The sequence below is a fragment of the Arthrobacter sp. NQ4 genome (assembly GCF_029077345.1).
Taxonomy (GTDB): Bacteria; Actinomycetota; Actinomycetes; order Actinomycetales; family Micrococcaceae; genus Arthrobacter.
Map to the genome: position 1 here is coordinate 126,959 of NZ_JARETC010000008.1, position 15,754 is coordinate 142,712.

Genomic DNA, 15,754 nt, shown 5'->3' on the forward strand with positions numbered 1-15,754 from the left:
GCTCAACGCGGCGTAGTGCGGCGTCAAAAATCGTCGTGCGGGGACGCTGTTCGGAGGTCCGGCGGAGGAGGCCCTGTTCGACGCCGGGACGCAACGGCGGCCTTCGACGCCATCAGCAGGTGCGGGCCGTGATTCGCGTGCCGCATTGTGGGTACGTGCACGGCATGGGGATTTTGTAAAACTAATCAAGGAGACTCTCATGTTGCTTTGGATTGCCATCATCATCGCCGTTCTCTGGCTTCTCGGATTGCTCGCGAACATTGGCGGCGGCCTGATCCACATTCTGTTGGTTGTCGCAGTGGTGGTCCTGATCTTCCACTTCGTCCGTGGCAGGTCCCGCGTCTAGCAACCCCGCGTCCCCGCCGCCGGCCCAGCGTCCGGCGGCGGGAACCGTCGGCCCCAGGCCGCCTTGCAGCCCCAGGCCGCCTTGAGCTCTTCAGGCGCCTGACCCCTCACGCCGCCTTGACCAAGGGCAGCTCGTCCCAGTGCGTTGTATAGCGGGGCGAGCGCATGTCACGTTTCATGGTCCAGTCCAGCCCGGACCTGATGCCCGCGTGCCCCAGCCCGATGGTGCCCCGCCCGAAGCGGCGGCTCACATCCTCAAGCAGCGGCCCGATGCCGCGTTCCTCATGCCGGTTCTCGAAGGGCTCCAGGGGCGGCTGGTTTCCCGTGGGCCGCAGGTCGGTGAGCATCAGCCCCGCCTTGGCGTATTTGAGCCCGTCCCGGATACTGGGCAGCAGCGCATGCGCCGCCCTGGTGAGCAGCAGCGGATCCGCCGTAGGCATGGGCAGCGTGACGCATACAGACGGGTACGCCTGCTCGTGGTCCCGGAAGGGGGACGTGGCAGCAAACGCCGTCAGGACCTTTGCCTGCAGCCCGTGCTTTGAGAGCCTGGCGCTCGCCTGCTGCCCGTAGATGCTGAGCACCTCCCGAAGTCCGGCGGCGGTGGTCACAGGGGTGGCGAAAGAGCGGGAAAAAATCAGCTGGTCGCGGCCGATGCGCTCTTCTTCCATCGGGATGCAGGGGGTGCCCCGCAGTTCCAGGACCGTGCGCATCAGCACCACCGAGAACTTATCCCTGATCATTACCGGATCCGCCCGGACAAGGTCCTGGACAGTGACGATGCCCAGCACATTGAGGCGCTTTGTGAGCCGCCCGGCAATGCCCCAGATCTCATCGACAGGAAGCCGGGACATCAAACCCTCCCGCACGTCACCCGGAACGGATTCCCACAGGCAGACTCCGCCAAAGGCGGGATTGTTCTTGGCCCATTTATTGCAGAGTTTCGCCAGGGTTTTAGTGGGGGCGATGCCAACGCACACGGGAACCCCCACGTGCCGCCGGACTGCCTCTTTCATCCTCCGGCCAAGGGACAGCAGCTCGTCCGGGGTGCCCTTGACGCCCAGGAATGCCTCGTCGATGCTGTAGACCTCCAGCCAGGCCGAGTACCTGCCCAGCAGTTCCATTACGCGGGAGCTGATGTCGCCGTACAGCTCATAGTTGCTGGATTTTGCCACCAGGCCCCACTCCTTGGCCCGCGGCGCGAGTTTGAACCACGGTTCGCCGGTGGCGATGCCCAGTGCCTTCGCTTCCGGGGAACGGGTCACGGCGCAGCCGTCATTGTTGGAGAGCACCACCAGCGGCCGCCCTTCCAGGGAGGGGTCGAAGGCGCGCTCGGCGGAGGCGTAGAAGCAGTTGACGTCCACGTGCGCGATCTGCGGCATCTGCCGCATGTGGACGGGCTTAGCCATGCTGGTCCCCAAGCGCGGGCAGCTCAGACATGGTGCAGGCACCTGGTGGCAACGCCCCAGATGGTCAGCTCGGACAGTGCGGGCACGTGGATGTCCGGGTACTTGGGGTTCTCCGCCTGCAGCACCACGCCAGTGCGGGTGATGCGCAAGCGCTTGACCGTCAGTTCCCCGTCCAGGACGGCGATCACCACGGCCCCGTCCCTGGGCTCGAGGGCACGGTTGACGATCAGTTCGTCCCCGTCGCTGATGCCGGCACCCTCCATGGAATCCCCCGTCACCCGGACCACGAAGGTGCTGGTGATGTCCTTGATCAGGTGCGCGTTCAGGTCGATCCGGCCGTCGAAGTAGTCCTGTGCCGGCGACGGAAAGCCCGCCGCCACCGCGACCGGGGAAATCAGCACCGAGAACAACGAGGCGCCCGCGTCTATCACGCGGGGACCGACAATAACGCCCACAACACACCTTTATTCGAAAATATGTTCGATAGTTTCAGTGTAGCCCCGAGGGCTGACAACGGGCAGTCCCGCTCGGGGGGACTAGACTCAGGCCACTGTCTGCTCTGGGGGAAACGATGCGGTTGGTACGGCTTTGGTGGATTGCGGCGGCGATGACGCCGGGACTGGCGGGGTGCGCGTACAGCGAGGTACCCGAGGGGCAGGCTCCAGTGCCGCCGCCCCCGGCCACCGCTGCCGCCCAGCCCGGCGCCGATCCGCGTGCTTCCGGGGTGGAAGACATGCGCCAGTGGTCCCAAGAGCAACTGCAGCCCAGGTTGCCCGGCGAGTTCGCCGGTTCCACCAGCTCGAACACCACGGTCAGCTTCGGATTCACTGGCGCGGAACCGGGTGGCTATGAGGTGCATTTCACCTGCGAGGGTCCGGTGACGGCAGAGGTTTCGCTTGCCAGCCAGGCCGGCGCCGAAGTCCTTCCCCCGCTGCAGGTCCCCTGTGACGGGAACATCTTCAAAACGCAGGTGGCGCTCGCCGTCCGGGGAGTGGACTTCGTCATGACTCCGGAAGGCGGAGCAGAGGGCCGTTACGCCTTCCGGCTGGTGCCGGCCTCCGCGAAGCCTCCCACCACGGTGCTGCCGGGAACGGATGGGCTGAAGGCCGTGGTCCGCTCCAGTCAGACGTCCGCAACGGGACCCGAGGTGGAGCTCAAGGGCCACATGGACAGGGACGGGGCCGGATGCGTCATCCTGCAGGCTGCCGACGGGAACGATTACACCCTGATCTTCCCCGAAGGAACCAGTTTCGACGCTGAAACGCTGGTAATGCCCGGCGGCCAGCGTCTTGCCGCCGGCGCCCCGGTAGTCCTCAAGGGCACCAGCGCCCCGGCCGATGAAAGCCTAAGCATGTGCCTGAACTACGCCCGGCTCCTGTCCGTGGAATCGGCGCACGGGAGCCAACCGCCCACGTAGACTTGCAGGATGCGGTTGGTAGCAAGCGATATTGACGGAACGATCCTCGGACACGACGGAAAAATCAGTGACCGCACCATCCGTGCCTTCCACGCCTGCCGGGATGCCGGCGTCGAACTGGTGTTTGTGACCGGACGCCCGCCCCGCTGGCTGCACCCCCTGGAGGAACAGCTGGGCCACACCGGCCGGGTGATCTGCTCCAATGGTGCCGTCGTGTGGGACCTTGAAGCGGACCGCCTGGTCTCCGCCCGCACACTGGCCATCGAGACCGTCCTGGAAGCCCGCCGCATCATCAAGGGGCTCCGCCCGGCTGCGCTGTTCGCCGCGGAAACGCTCACCGGATTCCACCTGGAACCGGGCTTCATCGAAAACGACTCCAGCGAACTTCTCGCCGAATTCACCCCGGCGCCGTTGAAGCAAACCCTCACGGACGATGACTCCGTGGTCAAGTTCCTCGCCATCGTCCGCGATGGCACTCCGGACGATTTCCTCGCCGAGGTGGCGCCCGCCGTCGAACACCTGGCCGCCACCACCCACTCCTCCCCGGGCGTTGCGATGCTGGAACTGTCGCTGCCCGGCGTGAACAAGGCCGTCACGCTTGCCGAATACGCACGCGCACTGGGCATCGACGCCGCAGACGTGGTGGCCTTCGGCGACATGCCCAACGACATCGAGATGCTCCGCTGGGCCGGTCATGGGTACGCGATGGCCAGCGGCCATCCGGAAGCCATCCGCGCGGCCGGGCAGCAGGCGCCGCATTTTGACGACGACGGCGTGGCCCAGGTTTTGGAGGCCCGGCTCGCTGCCCTGGGCGTCCAGTTTTCCTGACGCCCGGGCTGTCCTGGACCCGGCACCCCCATTTTCACAGCTTGCGCTCACCTGGCGTTTACCTTCCCTGCGTAGCGTGAAGCGTGGAGAGCAGGCACCCTCCCGCCGGCTCGAAGGGGGCAACGATGGCACGAAACGTCAGGCAGCACGCGGCCGATGCGCCGCAGCGCAAAGCAACGCCCGCTCCGCACTGGAAACAGTTGCGCCAGGGTGACCGGGTCCGGGTCCTGTTCGCGCCCGGATTCGAGGCAGGCGGCGTGGTGGACACCGTCACGGCGGACCACACCGCGGTATGGGTCCACCTGGACGCCGGCCGTGGGCGGACCCTGCTGCACTGCGGCGACGGCGTGGACATCCTTCCCTGCGGAGAGACCGCCTGCCTGGACTGACGGTGGGTTTCCACTCATGGTGGGGGCGGTAGGCTCGCAGTGTGAGCCTGCCTTTCTTCGAGCACCCTGACGACGCCGGGCGGCAGCTTCCCATCGCCATGGCGCACCGAGGATTCTCGGCTGAGGGCCTGGAAAACTCCATGGCCGCGTTCCGCGCCGGCGTCGACCTCGGCTTCCGCTACCTCGAAACGGATGTGCACGCGACGGCGGACGGCGTGCTGCTGCTCTTCCATGACGAAACCCTGGACCGGGTCACGGACGGCAGGGGCCGGGTGGCGGAACTTCCGGCCGCGGACGTGGCCAGGGCGCGGATCAACGGCCGCGAGCCCATCCCCACGTTCGACGAACTGGTCACCCAGCTTCCCGAAGCGCGGCTGAACCTCGACGTCAAGGACTGGGGCTCGGTCCGCAGCACCGCTGCCGCGATCGAGCGGCACCAGGTGCACCACCGCGTTCTGGTGACCAGCTTTTCGGACCGCCGGCGGCGCGCGGTGCTGAAACTGCTCAGCCAGCCTGTGGCTTCGTCCGCCGGAGTGGCCTTGAGCGCCCTCTTCACCTTGCTGGGGCCTGCGCTTCCACGTCCGGCGTTCCGGTGGCTCATGCGCCGGGTGCTCCGGGACGTGCATGCTCTGCAAGTGCCCGTCCGCTATGGGCGGGTGCCTGTAGTCACCACCGGTTTCATCCGGCGGGCGCATGACCTGGACCTGGTGGTTCATGTGTGGACCATCAACGATGCCGGCGAGATGCACCGGCTCCTCCAGTTGGGGGTGGACGGCATCGTCACCGACCGGGCGGACCTGCTCCGCGACGTGCTGCGCGCCCGAGGCCAGTGGCCGGAGAAGCCCGGGCAGGCTAACCGGGCGCCCGGCCCAGCTGCCTAGCCTCTGGCCTGCTCCCGGCTGCCTAGCCCCCGGCCTGTTCCCGGGCGCCTAGCCCTGGTCTGTTGCGGTGGGCGCCGTGGCGTCCCCGGCCAGGCCGGCGTCGTCCGTTGTGCCGTTCTGCTCCCGCTCGCCGTGCGCCCTGCTGTTGTGCGCCTTGTCGTTGTCGGCGTCGCCGCCCAGTGGGCTGTTGGAGACCGGCCCAGGGGCAGCCCCGGTTTTGAGGCCGGGCGCCTTCTGCTTCTCCGCCTCCATTGCGTTTGAGCCTTCGCTCAGGGACGAGTGGACCTCCACGTCGTCGTTGGGATCTGCCGGGTCCGGCACGTCCGTTTTCTCGGTCGGCTTGGATGTCCCGGCCAGGTCCTCCATGGCGTTTTCTGCTGCCTTGCCAATGCTGTCGCCGATACCCATGTGACTGCTCCTTCCGGCGTTGCGTGCCGGCCGCCCCAGCGGCGTGCCGGCCCTACTCCTCCAGAATTATCAGCATGCTTACAATTAGTCCAGTGCTGGGGAACCGAACCGCAGCCGGAGAGGAAAGGAAAGGCTATGAGCACTTACCATCCGGAAAATGACCCGGCGAACCCCGACCGCCCGGGTAAGGAAGAGGTGGGCGCCGCCCAACCCCGTCCGGCGGAGCAGCGCAGCCGGGAGGCGGCCGGCTCGCCGAACCCGGATCCGCTGGAAGGCAATGTCACCGGCCTGGAACCGGGCGGGGGAGTCCCGCCGGGAGAGACGCCGCCGGCGGAGGGCCAGATGAGCAGGGACCAGGGCCACTCCGAATAGGGCCCGGACGTGCAGCGGGGCGGCGCATGCTGCCCGCCGCCCCGCTGACTGCGTCAGGTTCTCAGGACGACTCTGTTCCCCGGGTGGTGGCGCGAGGTTCCCCCGGCCCGGCCAGGTGGCGCTCCAGGCCGTCCATGTCGAGGCGCGTGTTCCAGCTGGCCCAGTCCTTGGGCCGCACCGACGGCCGGCCCAGCAGGTAGCCCTGGCCGGCGCTGATGCCCAGTTCCGTGAGGACCTTGAGTTCGCCCACCGTTTCGATGCCCTCGGCCACCAGGGTGATGCCAACCTGGTCGGTGAAGTCCACCAGGCATGCAGCCAGCGCACGCTGGAGGCCGTCCTTGTCGACGTCGCCGATCACGTTGCGGCCCACCTTGAGGAAGTCGGGCCTCAGGTGGACCATGCGGCTCAGCGCGCCGGCGCCGGTGTGGGTGTCGTCGACGGCAATGCGCAGGCCCTTTTCCCGCAGCGGATTGATCGCGGAAAGGAATTGCAGGTATTCCTCTTCGGGAATGTCCTGGGTCAATTCGAGCACCACCCGGTGGATGGGCAATTCAATGTGGTCGAAGAGCTCCGGCAGCCGCGGGTCCAGGCAGGACGTGGGGGAAATGTTGAGGGACACGTACAGGTCCTCGGGCAGGTCCTTCGCGGCCGCTGCCGCCGATCCCAGCGCGGAGAACTCGAGGTTGGCGCCCAGGCCCACCGCGGCGGCCTCGGCAAACCACAGCTCCGCGGCTGCGCCGTCGTCGCTGACGAACCGGGACAGCGCCTCTGCGCCCACCACGGTTCTTCCTTCCAGCCCGTAGATGGGCTGGAACGCGGTCATCAGCATCTGGTTCTCAAGCAGGGTGCTGATCCGGGACGCGCTGCGGATGGCATCCAGCTGCTCCGCAAACTGCGGCGGGAGCGCGGGCGGCGTGAGCCGCATATCCTTCGCGGCTTCCAATGTGTCCGTCATGGTGGCGTCGCTGCGCCGGGTCTCGAGGAGATACTCCAGCAGGGCCCGTTCCGGCACGCCGGGATTCTCATCGAGGCTGTTGCTCAGCCGCTGCCGCACAGCGGTTCCCGCAGGATCCGTATCCGCCAGCACGGCGGCGATAATTCCCCATGCCTGTACCCGAACCGACATTAGCAACGCCCCCAGTTGACGAAGTAATGACCCGATGGCCCCATAATGTTCAAATTTCCAAACGCCTTATAAAAGAACGGTGCTGCCAACCTGATTTCAGAGGCGGCGAAAAACCAGACACCGCACGCTGATCGTATAACGGCGGCCACGAAAGTGCAGTAGTTTTTGCGTTACTGGTTAGCGCTTTCCTGCTGGTCAGCCAGCAGTTCCGGAATCTGGTCGGGGGGAACAGGCCGGCTGAAGTAGTAGCCCTGGGCGCTGCGGCAACCCAGGCCGCGGAGGATTTCTGCCTGCTCCGCCGTTTCGACGCCCTCCCACACCGCTTCCAGCCCGCACGCCCGCACCAGCTGCAGGACTGCCGCCACCAGCGCGGGCTGGCTGGGGTCGCTCTCCAGCCCGGTGATCAGTGACCGGTCCACTTTGACCCGGTCCACCGGCAGCCGGCGAAGGTAGCTGATGGACGAGTAGCCGGTCCCGAAGTCGTCGATTTCGATGCCCACGCCCAGGCCGCGGAGCCCGCCCAGCGAATACCGGTCCAGCTCATTGCCTTTGACGATCGCCACTTCCGTCAACTCCAGCACAACCTGTTCAGGCCTGACGCCGGTCTCCTTCAGGGTGTTGCGCACGTCCTCGATGAACTGCAGGCTCTGCAGGTCCGTGGCGGAGATGTTGATGCGCACAGAGAACCGGCTGTCCACCAGGGCAGCATCAATCCAGGCCCGCAGCTGCTTCACGGCAGTCCTGAGGACCCACAGTCCAAGTTCGGAGATCAGGCCCGCCTCTTCGGCAAGGGGAATGAACTCGTCAGGCATGATGAAGCCGCGGGTGGGGTGGTTCCACCGGACCAGTGCCTCTACGCCTTCGATCCGACCGGTGCCAAGCTCCACCACCGGCTGGTAGTACAGGGTCAGTGCATCGTCCTTGATGGCGGCCCGCAGGTCATCCACCAGCTGGCTGCGGAGGCGGCGCACCAGCAGCAGGGCGGGCTCGAACCGGTGCAGCTTGTTCTGCCCTTCGGCCTTGGAGGCGTACATGGCGACGTCGGCCTCCATCAGCATGTCCTCAGGGCTTTGGCCCCCGCTGCCCACGCTGAGCCCGATGCTGGCACCACAGCGCACGCTGCGGCCGGGAAGCTCGATGGGGTCGTTGAGGGAGGCCAGGATGCGGTGCGCCACGATCGCCGCCTGGTCCGCCGATGCGGAGGGCATGACGATGGCGAATTCATCGCCGCCCAGGCGGGCTACGACGTCGGAGGCGCGCACCGCGGTCCGGAGCCTTTCACCCACGGTCACCAGGACCTGGTCCCCGGCCGTGTGCCCCAGGCTGTCGTTGATGGATTTGAACGCGTCCAGGTCCATCAACAGGATGGCCGGCCCCTCTTCGGATCCCCCGCCGTCCACCGCGGCACGGGCTTCCAGCGCGGAGCGAAGGGCTTCGAGCAGCGCCGACCGGTTGGCCAGCCCGGTCAGCGGGTCCTGCATGGCCATCTTCTGCATCTCAAGGTGGGCCTCGTGAAGGAGCTGGGTCCGGACCTGCACCCGCTGCTCGAGTTCCTCGTAGATGACCTGCAGGTCTTCGGCCAGCAGATTGGTGCCCATAATGATCGCATCGAGCTCGTCCCGGGCCGGGGAGACCTCTATCCGGGACGTGAGGTCGCCGGAGGCAAGCCGGACAATGCCTTCCAGGAGCTGGGAGAGCCGGGGATCGTCGTTGGCAAACATGGCCAGTCCTCCTTCGGCGCCTAGTTGGCCTGGACGCGGTCAGTGCCGAGGGGAAGGCTGACGGTGACGGTGGTCCCGGTGCCCAGGGTGGAAGCGACATCGATCCGCCCGCCGTGGCGGTCCACAATGTCCTTGGAGATGGCAAGGCCCAGCCCTGTTCCCGGGATGGCGCCGTTCATCGCGTTCGAGGCCCGGTAGAACCTGGTGAACACGTGGTTGATTTCGTCGTCCGAGATGCCGATGCCGGTGTCGGCGATGCGCACGATGGCCCACTTGGACCCGTCCTCCGCGGCGTGGGATTCGCTGCCCACCTCGATCCGGCCGCCGCTGGGGGTGAACTTGATGGCATTGGACACGAGGTTGGTGAAGACCTGCTGGAGCTGCACCTCATCGGCCAGGATCTCCGGATCCTCCGGCACCGGGTCCACATCGATGGTGACGTTCTGCAGCGTGGCCAGCGGCCGGAGTGCCGCGGCAACCAAATCCAGGGTCCGTCCCAGGCGCACCGGCGCGAGCTGCATGTCCGCGTTGTCCAGCCCGCCGCGGGAGACGCTGAGCATGTCCTCGATGAGGGTCCGGAGCCGTTCGGTGTTGCGGACCACGATGTCCAGCATCTGGTGGACCTCCTTGGACACCGGGTGCTCGGTGCTCTCCTGGATCATGTCCAGGTACGCCATGATCGAGGTCAGCGGCGTGCGCAGCTCGTGGTTCACCGTGGCCAGGAAGTCCGTCTTTGCCTTGTCGAGTTCGCGCAGCTGCTTGACCACCTGCTGCTGGCTGCTGATCAGGTGGCTCTGGATGAGTCCGTAGGCGGCGTTTCCGGCCACGTGCTGGATCAGTCCCAGTTCGGCGCTGGACCACGTCCGTGGCCGGTCCATCATGGCGATCCAGATGATCCCCAGGGAGGAGTTGCCTTCGCCGATGGGCACCGCCAGCGTGGAGGCCGCCCCGGCCACGGCCCTGGCAGGCTTTTCGTCGGCCCTGGGCTCGGATTCGTTTCCGTCCGACGAGAGCGTCTCTGTCCCGGCCCAAAGCGCATCGGCCGTGGCGCGGGCCTCGTCCTCGCCGGGGAGGGCGTCCTTGGGCAGTTCCACCAGGCCCTGCCGGTGCCAGGCCGCCATGATCACCGGGACGCGGTGGTCCTCGAAGGTGGCCAGCACCACGTGGTCGGCCTTGAATGTCCGGCCGAAACCGGAGACCACGTGGTTGGCGATCTCCTGGGGATCGTTGGTGGCGCGTACCGCGGCTGAGACCTCGCGCAGCTGCTCACGGAGACCCTCGGCTTCCTGCCGGGCGGCGCGGCGCCGGGACACCTGCTCGATGAGGACGGATGCGCGGTGGACCAGCTCTTTGGGCTCCGGCGGCTTGGTGATGCAGTCGTGGACGCCGGCCGGGTTGGCTGCGGCTACCTCCTGCGGATTGTCCAGGTCCACCATCAGCAGGACGGGGGCTGCGGACTGGGCAGGGGACAGAAGCGCGTCGGCGACGACGACGGAGGGCTGGCCTGCGTCCAGCAACGCGGCGAGGCCGGCGGCGTCCGCCGCTTCCTGGACGCCGTACCCGGCGTCCCGCAGTGCCTGGGCGTTGCGGGCCAGGCGGCCGGCGTCGGGATCGGCGACGACGGCGGTGCGGGTCAGGGGCACGCCACTCGGCACAGCCGTCACAGTGTTCCCTTCCTCCCAGTTGAGTACATTCTAGGGGGACGGGGGCAGCACGGGTCCAGAGCGCCCGCGCCCACCCCGACATTCGTGCCCCGCGGGCAGGGCACGCCGTAATGTGGCCGAAGCTGCGCCGGTTGGCAGGGATGGAACATATATTTGAGCCGTGTCCTCCCCAACGAAGTCGCCGCGGTCCGTCCTGCAGAAGTACCTGATGCTTCCCAAGCTCGTCAGGTTGTCGCGGGGTGCGCCGAAAGACCGGCACCAGGCATGGGATACCTACTGGGCAGGAATCACGGCCACGGGCCCCGGGGGAGAGGTCCTGTGGGATTCGGGCAGCGACCATGAGTTCCTGGGCTACAAGGACAGCCTCCTGCGCTACCTGGACCCTGCGCTTCCTGTGGTGGATACCGGGTGCGGCCATGGCAGTTTCACCCGGGCGCTCGCAGGCGTCTTCCCCCGGGTGGTTGGCGTTGATGTCTCCCCGCACGCCGTTGACAGGGCCCGGGCGGAGTGCGGGGGAAGCGGCAACGTGACTTTCGAAGCGCGGGACATGACGGCGGAGGGTGCCGGGGCAGCCCTGGCAGAGTCCCTCAACGCAGGCAAGGAAGGGGCCAACGTCTTCATCCGCGGCGTCCTGCACGTCCTTGCCCCGGCGCACCAGATGGCACTGGTCGAAAACCTCCGGCTCCTGGCCGGGCACCGCGGCACCGTCTTCATGGCGGAAACCAACTTCCAGGGCAATCCGGTGGAGTATGTGTCCCACCTCGGGGCAACCACGCGGGGCATTCCGGCGCCGTTGGAGCTGGCCATCCGCGGGCTCCCCATGCCGGGACACTTCGGGCCCGAAGAGCGCGAACGGACGTTCCCGGCGCCGGCCTGGGAACTCCTTGAAGATGGCCATACGGCCATCGAAACCAACCCCGTGACCGGCGTGCCCGGCCAGGACCGGGTGCCCGGGTACTACGCGATCGTCCGCCCCCGCCGTTAGGCCCCGGGACTGGCCATTTGACCGTCCCCGCAGACTTGCCCGGATTCCCGCAGCCAGTCCGCAGGCCGCCGTACTTCCCCTTGACACGGGCCGGATCCCGAGGCTCCATGATAAGTAGACTTACTAGTTAGCCCGAGGTGAAAGGAAGGCCACGCCAGCCGGGGGGATGGTTCTGCACCTTCGACTCCCGGACACACTGAATGTCCTCTACCAGCAACAGCAGCGACGGCATCCACCGAATGTCTTCCGGTTGGAAAATCCCAGCCCGGAAGGCGCCCAAGCCGCACCCGCGCCCCTGCCCGGCTGGTTCCGGATTACCCTCCGGTACCGCCACCGGCAGCAGGCGCAAGACCTACAGGAACCGCCATGAACAACCTCATTCCGTCCGGCGAACTCCGCCGGATGCTGCTGCCCCCCACCTATGGACGGCACGTCACGCCAGCCACCGAATTCACCATTCTGTCCGTGGAGGTGTGGGCCTCCGGGTTGGTGGTGAACATCCACCTTCCCTCGGATGACGCCCCCGAGCCCCGGCTCGTGCTCCAGGACCACTTCGGGACCGAATACACACTGCAGGAATCCGCCACCGTGGGGGCCCGAAACCTGCAGGTCTTCACCCCGTCCGTGCCGCCGGGCACCAGGAGCCTGACCATCAGATCGGCTGACGACGCCGGCAGCAGGCCCGTGGTGACCTTCGCCGTGCCCCTCATGGCCGTGCCCGAAGGCCGGCCAAACCTGGAGGCGGCAGGCCACGGGGCCTCTACTGCCGTCAGTGACGAGTCCTACGAGTCCGAGCTCCGCCGCCCTGCCTGACCTACAGAAAGGCCCGCCATGCCCGACACCAGCAACTTCGCGCCCACTGCCGCCATCGTCACCGCCTCCGACTCGGGAATCGGCAAGGCCACCGCTGTTGCGCTGGCCCGCGCCGGGATGGACGTGGGCGTCACCTGGCACTCGGACAAGGCGGGCGCGGAGGGGACGGCCGACGAGATCCGCAGCCTGGGGCGCAAGGCCGTGGTCCGCCAGCTTGACACCACCGAACTCCGCTCCGCTGCGGGCGTGATCGATGACCTCGCCGAGGAGCTGGGCGGCCTGGACGTCTTCGTCAACAACGCGGGGACGGGAACCAGCACCAAGTTCCTCGATCTGGGCATCGACGACTGGATGAAGATCCTCGACACGAACCTCAACGGCGCCTTTGTCTGCCTGCAGGCGGCGGCGCGGCGCATGGTCAAGGCCGGCAAGGGCGGCCGGCTGGTGGCGGTGTCCAGCGTGCACGAGTTCCAGCCGCGCGTGGGTTCATCCGCCTACGATGCCTCCAAGCATGGCCTGGGCGGCCTCATGAAAACGCTCGCACTGGAGCTGGGCCAGTACGGCATCACGGCCAACACGGTGGCCCCCGGCGAGATTGCCACGCCCATGACGGGGCAGGAGGACCAGGATCCGACGACGACGGCACGGCCCGGGGTGCCGCTCGGACGGCCCGGCCACGCGCGGGAGATCGCCGACGTCATCGCCTTCCTTGCCTCGCCGGCCTCCAGCTATGTGACGGGTGCGGCCTGGGTGGTGGACGGCGGCATGCTCCAGATGGGCCCGCAGGCGGGATCGCACCTCACCGGCAATGAATGGCGCGAGGGCTAGGCTGATCCGTCCGGCTGGGGGATCGCGCAGTCCGCATCGCGGAGATGGCAAGCGCTTTCCCGAGTGGTGCTGGCATGATGGAGCGCATGCGCATTCTTATCGCTCCGGACAAGTTCAAGGGGTCCCTGACGGCAGCTGAAGCCGCCGCCTCCATCGCTGAGGGGGCACTCCGGGTGTACCCGGACGCCGTCGCCACCCAGTTTCCCATCGCCGACGGCGGCGAGGGCACGCTGGAAGCGGCGGTGGCGGCAGGCTATGAGGAGCGGTTGAACGCCGTGGTGGGGCCAATCCTCGCCCCCCTTGGTGCCGCCTGGGCCATCCACAAGGCAGGCGACGGCAAGGTCACGGCGGTGATCGAGACGGCCCAGGCGTCCGGCCTGGCCGACATGGAGCCAATCCCGGCCAACGCCTTGCGCGCCCACAGCTATGGGTGCGGCCAGCTGATCGCCGCGGCCCTCGACGCCGGCGCCACCGAGATCGTCCTGGGCCTGGGCGGGTCCGCCATGACGGACGGAGGCAGCGGCGCCCTGCGCGCCCTCGGCCTGAAACCCCTGGACTCAGCAGGGAACGTGGTGCCCCTGGGGGGAGGTTCGCTGGCCGACGTCACGGCGCTGGACACAAGCGGGCTGGACCCGAGGCTCTCCGCCACCACGTTCCGCATCGCCGTCGACGTCCGCAACCCGCTGTACGGGCCGTCCGGCGCTGCCCACGTCTTCGCCCCGCAGAAAGGTGCGGACCAGGACGCCGTGGAAATGCTCGACGCCGGGCTCCGCAACTGGGCGTCGGTGCTGCGGGAAGCAACGGGCCGGGACGTGAACGTCCCCGGCGCCGGCGCCGCCGGTGGCTTCCCGGCGTCGTTCCTTGCGTTCACCAACGCCACGCTGGAAGGCGGCTTTGCGCTGGTGGCGGGGCTGACCGGACTGGCCACCCAGCTGGACCAGGCGGACCTGGTGATCACCGGCGAAGGATCCATGGACTCCCAGTCGCTCACCGGCAAGGCGCCGATCGCACTCGCGAACGCGGCCCGGGACCGCGGCATACCCGTCATTGTGGTGGCCGGCAGGATCCTGGTGACTTTCGAGGACCTCGCCGGACACGGCGTGGTGGCCGCGGCCCAGCTGCTGGACGTGGCGTCGAGTCCGGAAGATGCCGTGGCAAACGCCGGCAAGTACTTGGCCTGGGCAACAAGCCAGGTACTCGAAGGGGCCTGACCGGCGCGGAACGTCAGGCACCGGTCTCGTAGTGGGGCTCGGCAACAGGCTTCGATTCCGGGGATCCCTTCTCCCGCAGGTATACCGACGCCCCCACCAGGACACCGACGGCCAGGAACTCGCTCTGCCAGTTCTGGAAGGACTCGAACCAGAAGCGGCTGGTGCCCAGGTACTGCAGGAACGTGATGACGGGCTGGCCGTGGCTTTGCTGGTCTTGGTTGTACTCGTCCACCCCGCCGGCGGCATGGAGGAGGAACGAGGCAAGGAACAACACGAAAAACAGGATCGACAGGGAGTGCTCGTAGACCTTGAGTGCCATGCCGCCACGCCGGATCGGCCATGGGGTGGCGCTGCTGATACGCGCTTCCCGGGGGTCCTGGTCCTGAGGGGCCTTCCTGCCCATCGGCTTGGACTCGGACGAGCCCTTCTGGAACAGGAACACCGTGAGGACCACGTACATGGCCATCTGCAGGAACTCCGACTCCCAGTTCTCGAACGTGGCCTCAACGAACGCGCCGGTTCCCAGGAACTGAAGTACGGACACCGCCGGCTCCCCATGGGCCTGCTGGTCTTCGCTGTACGACGCTGCACCGGAGAGGACCATCCCCACGAAAAACGCGAGGAACAGGCCCAGGTTAGCCACCAGCAGCCCATGCTCTTTGGCCCACTTACGCATCCTCACTCCTTATCTTTGGCCGGGAGGATCCTCCCGGTGGCCCGTTTGTTCAGGCGAAGCGGAACGAAGACCAGCATCACCACCATGACGCCCAGCAGCGCGCCACCGGCCATGACCCCGGCGGACCGGCCTGCCGCAACATCGAAGACCAGGGCGGCTGTTCCCGCACTCAACAGGGCGATGCCGCCAAGGGCAATCTTGGTGATGGTGTCCGCGCTGGACACCAGCATTTCCTTCAGCCGTTTCCGGAAGAGCCGCCGGTGCACGCTGACCGGAAGGAGGATGAAGGCGGTGGTCAGGGCGGCAATCACCACATTGGTGAGGTAGAGGCCAACTTCCCAGTCGTCCAATTTTTCAAAGCGCTGCTGGAACGGCAGGGTCAGCAGGAAGCCGGCCAGGATCTGCACCCCGGTCTGGAGCACCCGCAACTCCTGCAGGAGTTCGGCCCAGTTGCGGTCCAGCTGCTCTTCGCGGGTCTCGTTCCGGCCCGTGCGGCCCGTGTAGTCCTCAACTTCGGACATCGGCGCTCCTTCCTTCCCGGCGGCGGTCCAAGTCTTCTTTCTACTCCTCCCGTACCCAGAAACAAGGCTGGCCGTTGCGCCCGCTACAACATTTGATAAGTTTACTGATTATTACCCGCGGTGGTGGACTTGGTCCGCTGCCCGGGATAGCTTCAAAGGGCCG

Annotated in this window: 18 protein-coding genes; 10 read left to right on the forward strand and 8 right to left on the reverse strand. The window is 67.1% G+C overall.

Going from position 1 to position 15,754, the window contains the following annotated elements; all coding sequences use genetic code 11:
• The first annotated feature begins 199 nt into the window (after positions 1 to 199).
• On the forward strand, positions 200 to 346 hold the full coding sequence (locus PUN51_RS14520) for a lmo0937 family membrane protein (RefSeq protein ID WP_159634671.1): 147 nt from the start codon (positions 200 to 202) through the stop codon (positions 344 to 346).
• Between the two features lie 106 nt (positions 347 to 452).
• Here the strand turns inward: PUN51_RS14520 and PUN51_RS14525 are convergent, their stop codons facing one another.
• Together PUN51_RS14525 and PUN51_RS14530 are read right to left on the reverse strand one after the other, a co-directional pair.
• Positions 453 to 1,751 carry a Y-family DNA polymerase gene (locus PUN51_RS14525; protein WP_275181430.1) on the reverse strand — a complete coding sequence of 433 codons (1,299 nt, stop codon included), beginning with the start codon at positions 1,749 to 1,751 and terminating at the stop codon, positions 453 to 455.
• Positions 1,752 to 1,774: 23 nt separating this feature from the next.
• On the reverse strand, positions 1,775 to 2,206 hold the full coding sequence (locus PUN51_RS14530; protein ID WP_159634668.1) for a LexA family protein: 432 nt from the start codon (positions 2,204 to 2,206) through the stop codon (positions 1,775 to 1,777).
• 152 nt (positions 2,207 to 2,358) lie between these two features.
• Between PUN51_RS14530 and PUN51_RS14535 the strand changes: the two genes are divergently transcribed.
• The 4 genes from PUN51_RS14535 to PUN51_RS14550 all read left to right on the forward strand — a co-directional run bounded on the left by PUN51_RS14535 (position 2,359) and on the right by PUN51_RS14550 (position 5,266).
• Positions 2,359 to 3,168, forward strand: a complete 810-nt coding sequence (locus tag PUN51_RS14535; protein ID WP_224024135.1) for a hypothetical protein — start codon at positions 2,359 to 2,361, stop codon at positions 3,166 to 3,168.
• A 9-nt stretch (positions 3,169 to 3,177) separates the two neighbouring features.
• Positions 3,178 to 3,996, forward strand: coding sequence for an HAD family hydrolase (locus tag PUN51_RS14540; protein ID WP_275181431.1), 819 nt, complete (start codon positions 3,178 to 3,180; stop codon positions 3,994 to 3,996).
• 125 nt (positions 3,997 to 4,121) lie between these two features.
• A complete protein-coding gene (locus PUN51_RS14545) occupies positions 4,122 to 4,385 on the forward strand; it encodes a hypothetical protein (RefSeq protein ID WP_159634626.1) in 264 nt (87 codons plus the stop codon).
• 41 nt (positions 4,386 to 4,426) lie between these two features.
• Complete coding sequence (locus PUN51_RS14550) at positions 4,427 to 5,266, forward strand: glycerophosphodiester phosphodiesterase (protein WP_374114953.1); 840 nt, start codon at positions 4,427 to 4,429, stop codon at positions 5,264 to 5,266.
• A gap of 48 nt (positions 5,267 to 5,314) precedes the next feature.
• Here the strand turns inward: PUN51_RS14550 and PUN51_RS14555 are convergent, their stop codons facing one another.
• Positions 5,315 to 5,674, reverse strand: coding sequence for a hypothetical protein (locus PUN51_RS14555; protein ID WP_275181432.1), 360 nt, complete (start codon positions 5,672 to 5,674; stop codon positions 5,315 to 5,317).
• Between the two features lie 135 nt (positions 5,675 to 5,809).
• On the opposite strand from PUN51_RS14555, the gene PUN51_RS14560 reads away from it, so the two are divergent.
• Entirely contained in the window at positions 5,810 to 6,046 is a 237-nt protein-coding gene (locus tag PUN51_RS14560) for a DUF6480 family protein (protein ID WP_224024140.1), read from the forward strand.
• A gap of 61 nt (positions 6,047 to 6,107) precedes the next feature.
• Here the strand turns inward: PUN51_RS14560 and PUN51_RS14565 are convergent, their stop codons facing one another.
• The 3 genes from PUN51_RS14565 to PUN51_RS14575 all read right to left on the reverse strand — a co-directional run bounded on the left by PUN51_RS14565 (position 6,108) and on the right by PUN51_RS14575 (position 10,557).
• Positions 6,108 to 7,172, reverse strand: coding sequence for an EAL domain-containing protein (locus tag PUN51_RS14565; RefSeq protein WP_224024142.1), 1,065 nt, complete (start codon positions 7,170 to 7,172; stop codon positions 6,108 to 6,110).
• 170 nt (positions 7,173 to 7,342) lie between these two features.
• Entirely contained in the window at positions 7,343 to 8,893 is a 1,551-nt protein-coding gene (locus PUN51_RS14570; protein ID WP_275181433.1) for a putative bifunctional diguanylate cyclase/phosphodiesterase, read from the reverse strand.
• Between the two features lie 20 nt (positions 8,894 to 8,913).
• Positions 8,914 to 10,557 carry an ATP-binding protein gene (locus PUN51_RS14575; protein ID WP_275181434.1) on the reverse strand — a complete coding sequence of 548 codons (1,644 nt, stop codon included), beginning with the start codon at positions 10,555 to 10,557 and terminating at the stop codon, positions 8,914 to 8,916.
• A 208-nt stretch (positions 10,558 to 10,765) separates the two neighbouring features.
• Between PUN51_RS14575 and PUN51_RS14580 the strand changes: the two genes are divergently transcribed.
• The 4 genes from PUN51_RS14580 to PUN51_RS14595 all read left to right on the forward strand — a co-directional run bounded on the left by PUN51_RS14580 (position 10,766) and on the right by PUN51_RS14595 (position 14,394).
• The gene (locus PUN51_RS14580; RefSeq protein WP_224027254.1) at positions 10,766 to 11,542 is read left to right on the forward strand and encodes a class I SAM-dependent methyltransferase; all 777 of its coding nucleotides are present in this window, start codon (positions 10,766 to 10,768) and stop codon (positions 11,540 to 11,542) included.
• Between the two features lie 366 nt (positions 11,543 to 11,908).
• Positions 11,909 to 12,355, forward strand: coding sequence for a hypothetical protein (locus tag PUN51_RS14585; protein WP_159634611.1), 447 nt, complete (start codon positions 11,909 to 11,911; stop codon positions 12,353 to 12,355).
• A gap of 18 nt (positions 12,356 to 12,373) precedes the next feature.
• Positions 12,374 to 13,183 (forward strand): SDR family oxidoreductase, encoded by an 810-nt coding sequence (locus tag PUN51_RS14590; RefSeq protein ID WP_159634608.1) that lies wholly within the window; start codon positions 12,374 to 12,376, stop codon positions 13,181 to 13,183.
• 86 nt (positions 13,184 to 13,269) lie between these two features.
• The gene (locus tag PUN51_RS14595; RefSeq protein ID WP_224024148.1) at positions 13,270 to 14,394 is read left to right on the forward strand and encodes a glycerate kinase; all 1,125 of its coding nucleotides are present in this window, start codon (positions 13,270 to 13,272) and stop codon (positions 14,392 to 14,394) included.
• A 13-nt stretch (positions 14,395 to 14,407) separates the two neighbouring features.
• Here PUN51_RS14595 and PUN51_RS14600 read toward each other — a convergent pair whose 3' ends face one another.
• Positions 14,408 to 15,070, reverse strand: a complete 663-nt coding sequence (locus PUN51_RS14600; protein WP_159634602.1) for a DUF6766 family protein — start codon at positions 15,068 to 15,070, stop codon at positions 14,408 to 14,410.
• Positions 15,071 to 15,072: 2 nt separating this feature from the next.
• Positions 15,073 to 15,591, reverse strand: coding sequence for a DUF6328 family protein (locus PUN51_RS14605; RefSeq protein WP_159634599.1), 519 nt, complete (start codon positions 15,589 to 15,591; stop codon positions 15,073 to 15,075).
• Between the last annotated feature and the right edge of the window lie 163 nt (positions 15,592 to 15,754).

Bases quoted from the DNA above. Each gene is read 5' to 3' on its own strand.
- PUN51_RS14520 (WP_159634671.1), top strand. From the start codon at position 200: ATGTTGCTTTGGATTGCCATCATCATCGCCGTTCTCTGGCTTCTCGGA.
- PUN51_RS14525 (WP_275181430.1), bottom strand. From the start codon at position 1,751: ATGGCTAAGCCCGTCCACATGCGGCAGATGCCGCAGATCGCGCACGTG.
- PUN51_RS14535 (WP_224024135.1), top strand. From the start codon at position 2,359: ATGACGCCGGGACTGGCGGGGTGCGCGTACAGCGAGGTACCCGAGGGG.
- PUN51_RS14540 (WP_275181431.1), top strand. From the start codon at position 3,178: ATGCGGTTGGTAGCAAGCGATATTGACGGAACGATCCTCGGACACGAC.
- PUN51_RS14545 (WP_159634626.1), top strand. From the start codon at position 4,122: ATGGCACGAAACGTCAGGCAGCACGCGGCCGATGCGCCGCAGCGCAAA.
- PUN51_RS14555 (WP_275181432.1), bottom strand. From the start codon at position 5,674: ATGGGTATCGGCGACAGCATTGGCAAGGCAGCAGAAAACGCCATGGAG.
- PUN51_RS14560 (WP_224024140.1), top strand. From the start codon at position 5,810: ATGAGCACTTACCATCCGGAAAATGACCCGGCGAACCCCGACCGCCCG.
- PUN51_RS14565 (WP_224024142.1), bottom strand. From the start codon at position 7,172: ATGTCGGTTCGGGTACAGGCATGGGGAATTATCGCCGCCGTGCTGGCG.
- PUN51_RS14570 (WP_275181433.1), bottom strand. From the start codon at position 8,893: ATGTTTGCCAACGACGATCCCCGGCTCTCCCAGCTCCTGGAAGGCATT.
- PUN51_RS14580 (WP_224027254.1), top strand. From the start codon at position 10,766: ATGCTTCCCAAGCTCGTCAGGTTGTCGCGGGGTGCGCCGAAAGACCGG.
- PUN51_RS14585 (WP_159634611.1), top strand. From the start codon at position 11,909: ATGAACAACCTCATTCCGTCCGGCGAACTCCGCCGGATGCTGCTGCCC.
- PUN51_RS14590 (WP_159634608.1), top strand. From the start codon at position 12,374: ATGCCCGACACCAGCAACTTCGCGCCCACTGCCGCCATCGTCACCGCC.
- PUN51_RS14595 (WP_224024148.1), top strand. From the start codon at position 13,270: ATGCGCATTCTTATCGCTCCGGACAAGTTCAAGGGGTCCCTGACGGCA.
- PUN51_RS14600 (WP_159634602.1), bottom strand. From the start codon at position 15,070: ATGCGTAAGTGGGCCAAAGAGCATGGGCTGCTGGTGGCTAACCTGGGC.
- PUN51_RS14605 (WP_159634599.1), bottom strand. From the start codon at position 15,591: ATGTCCGAAGTTGAGGACTACACGGGCCGCACGGGCCGGAACGAGACC.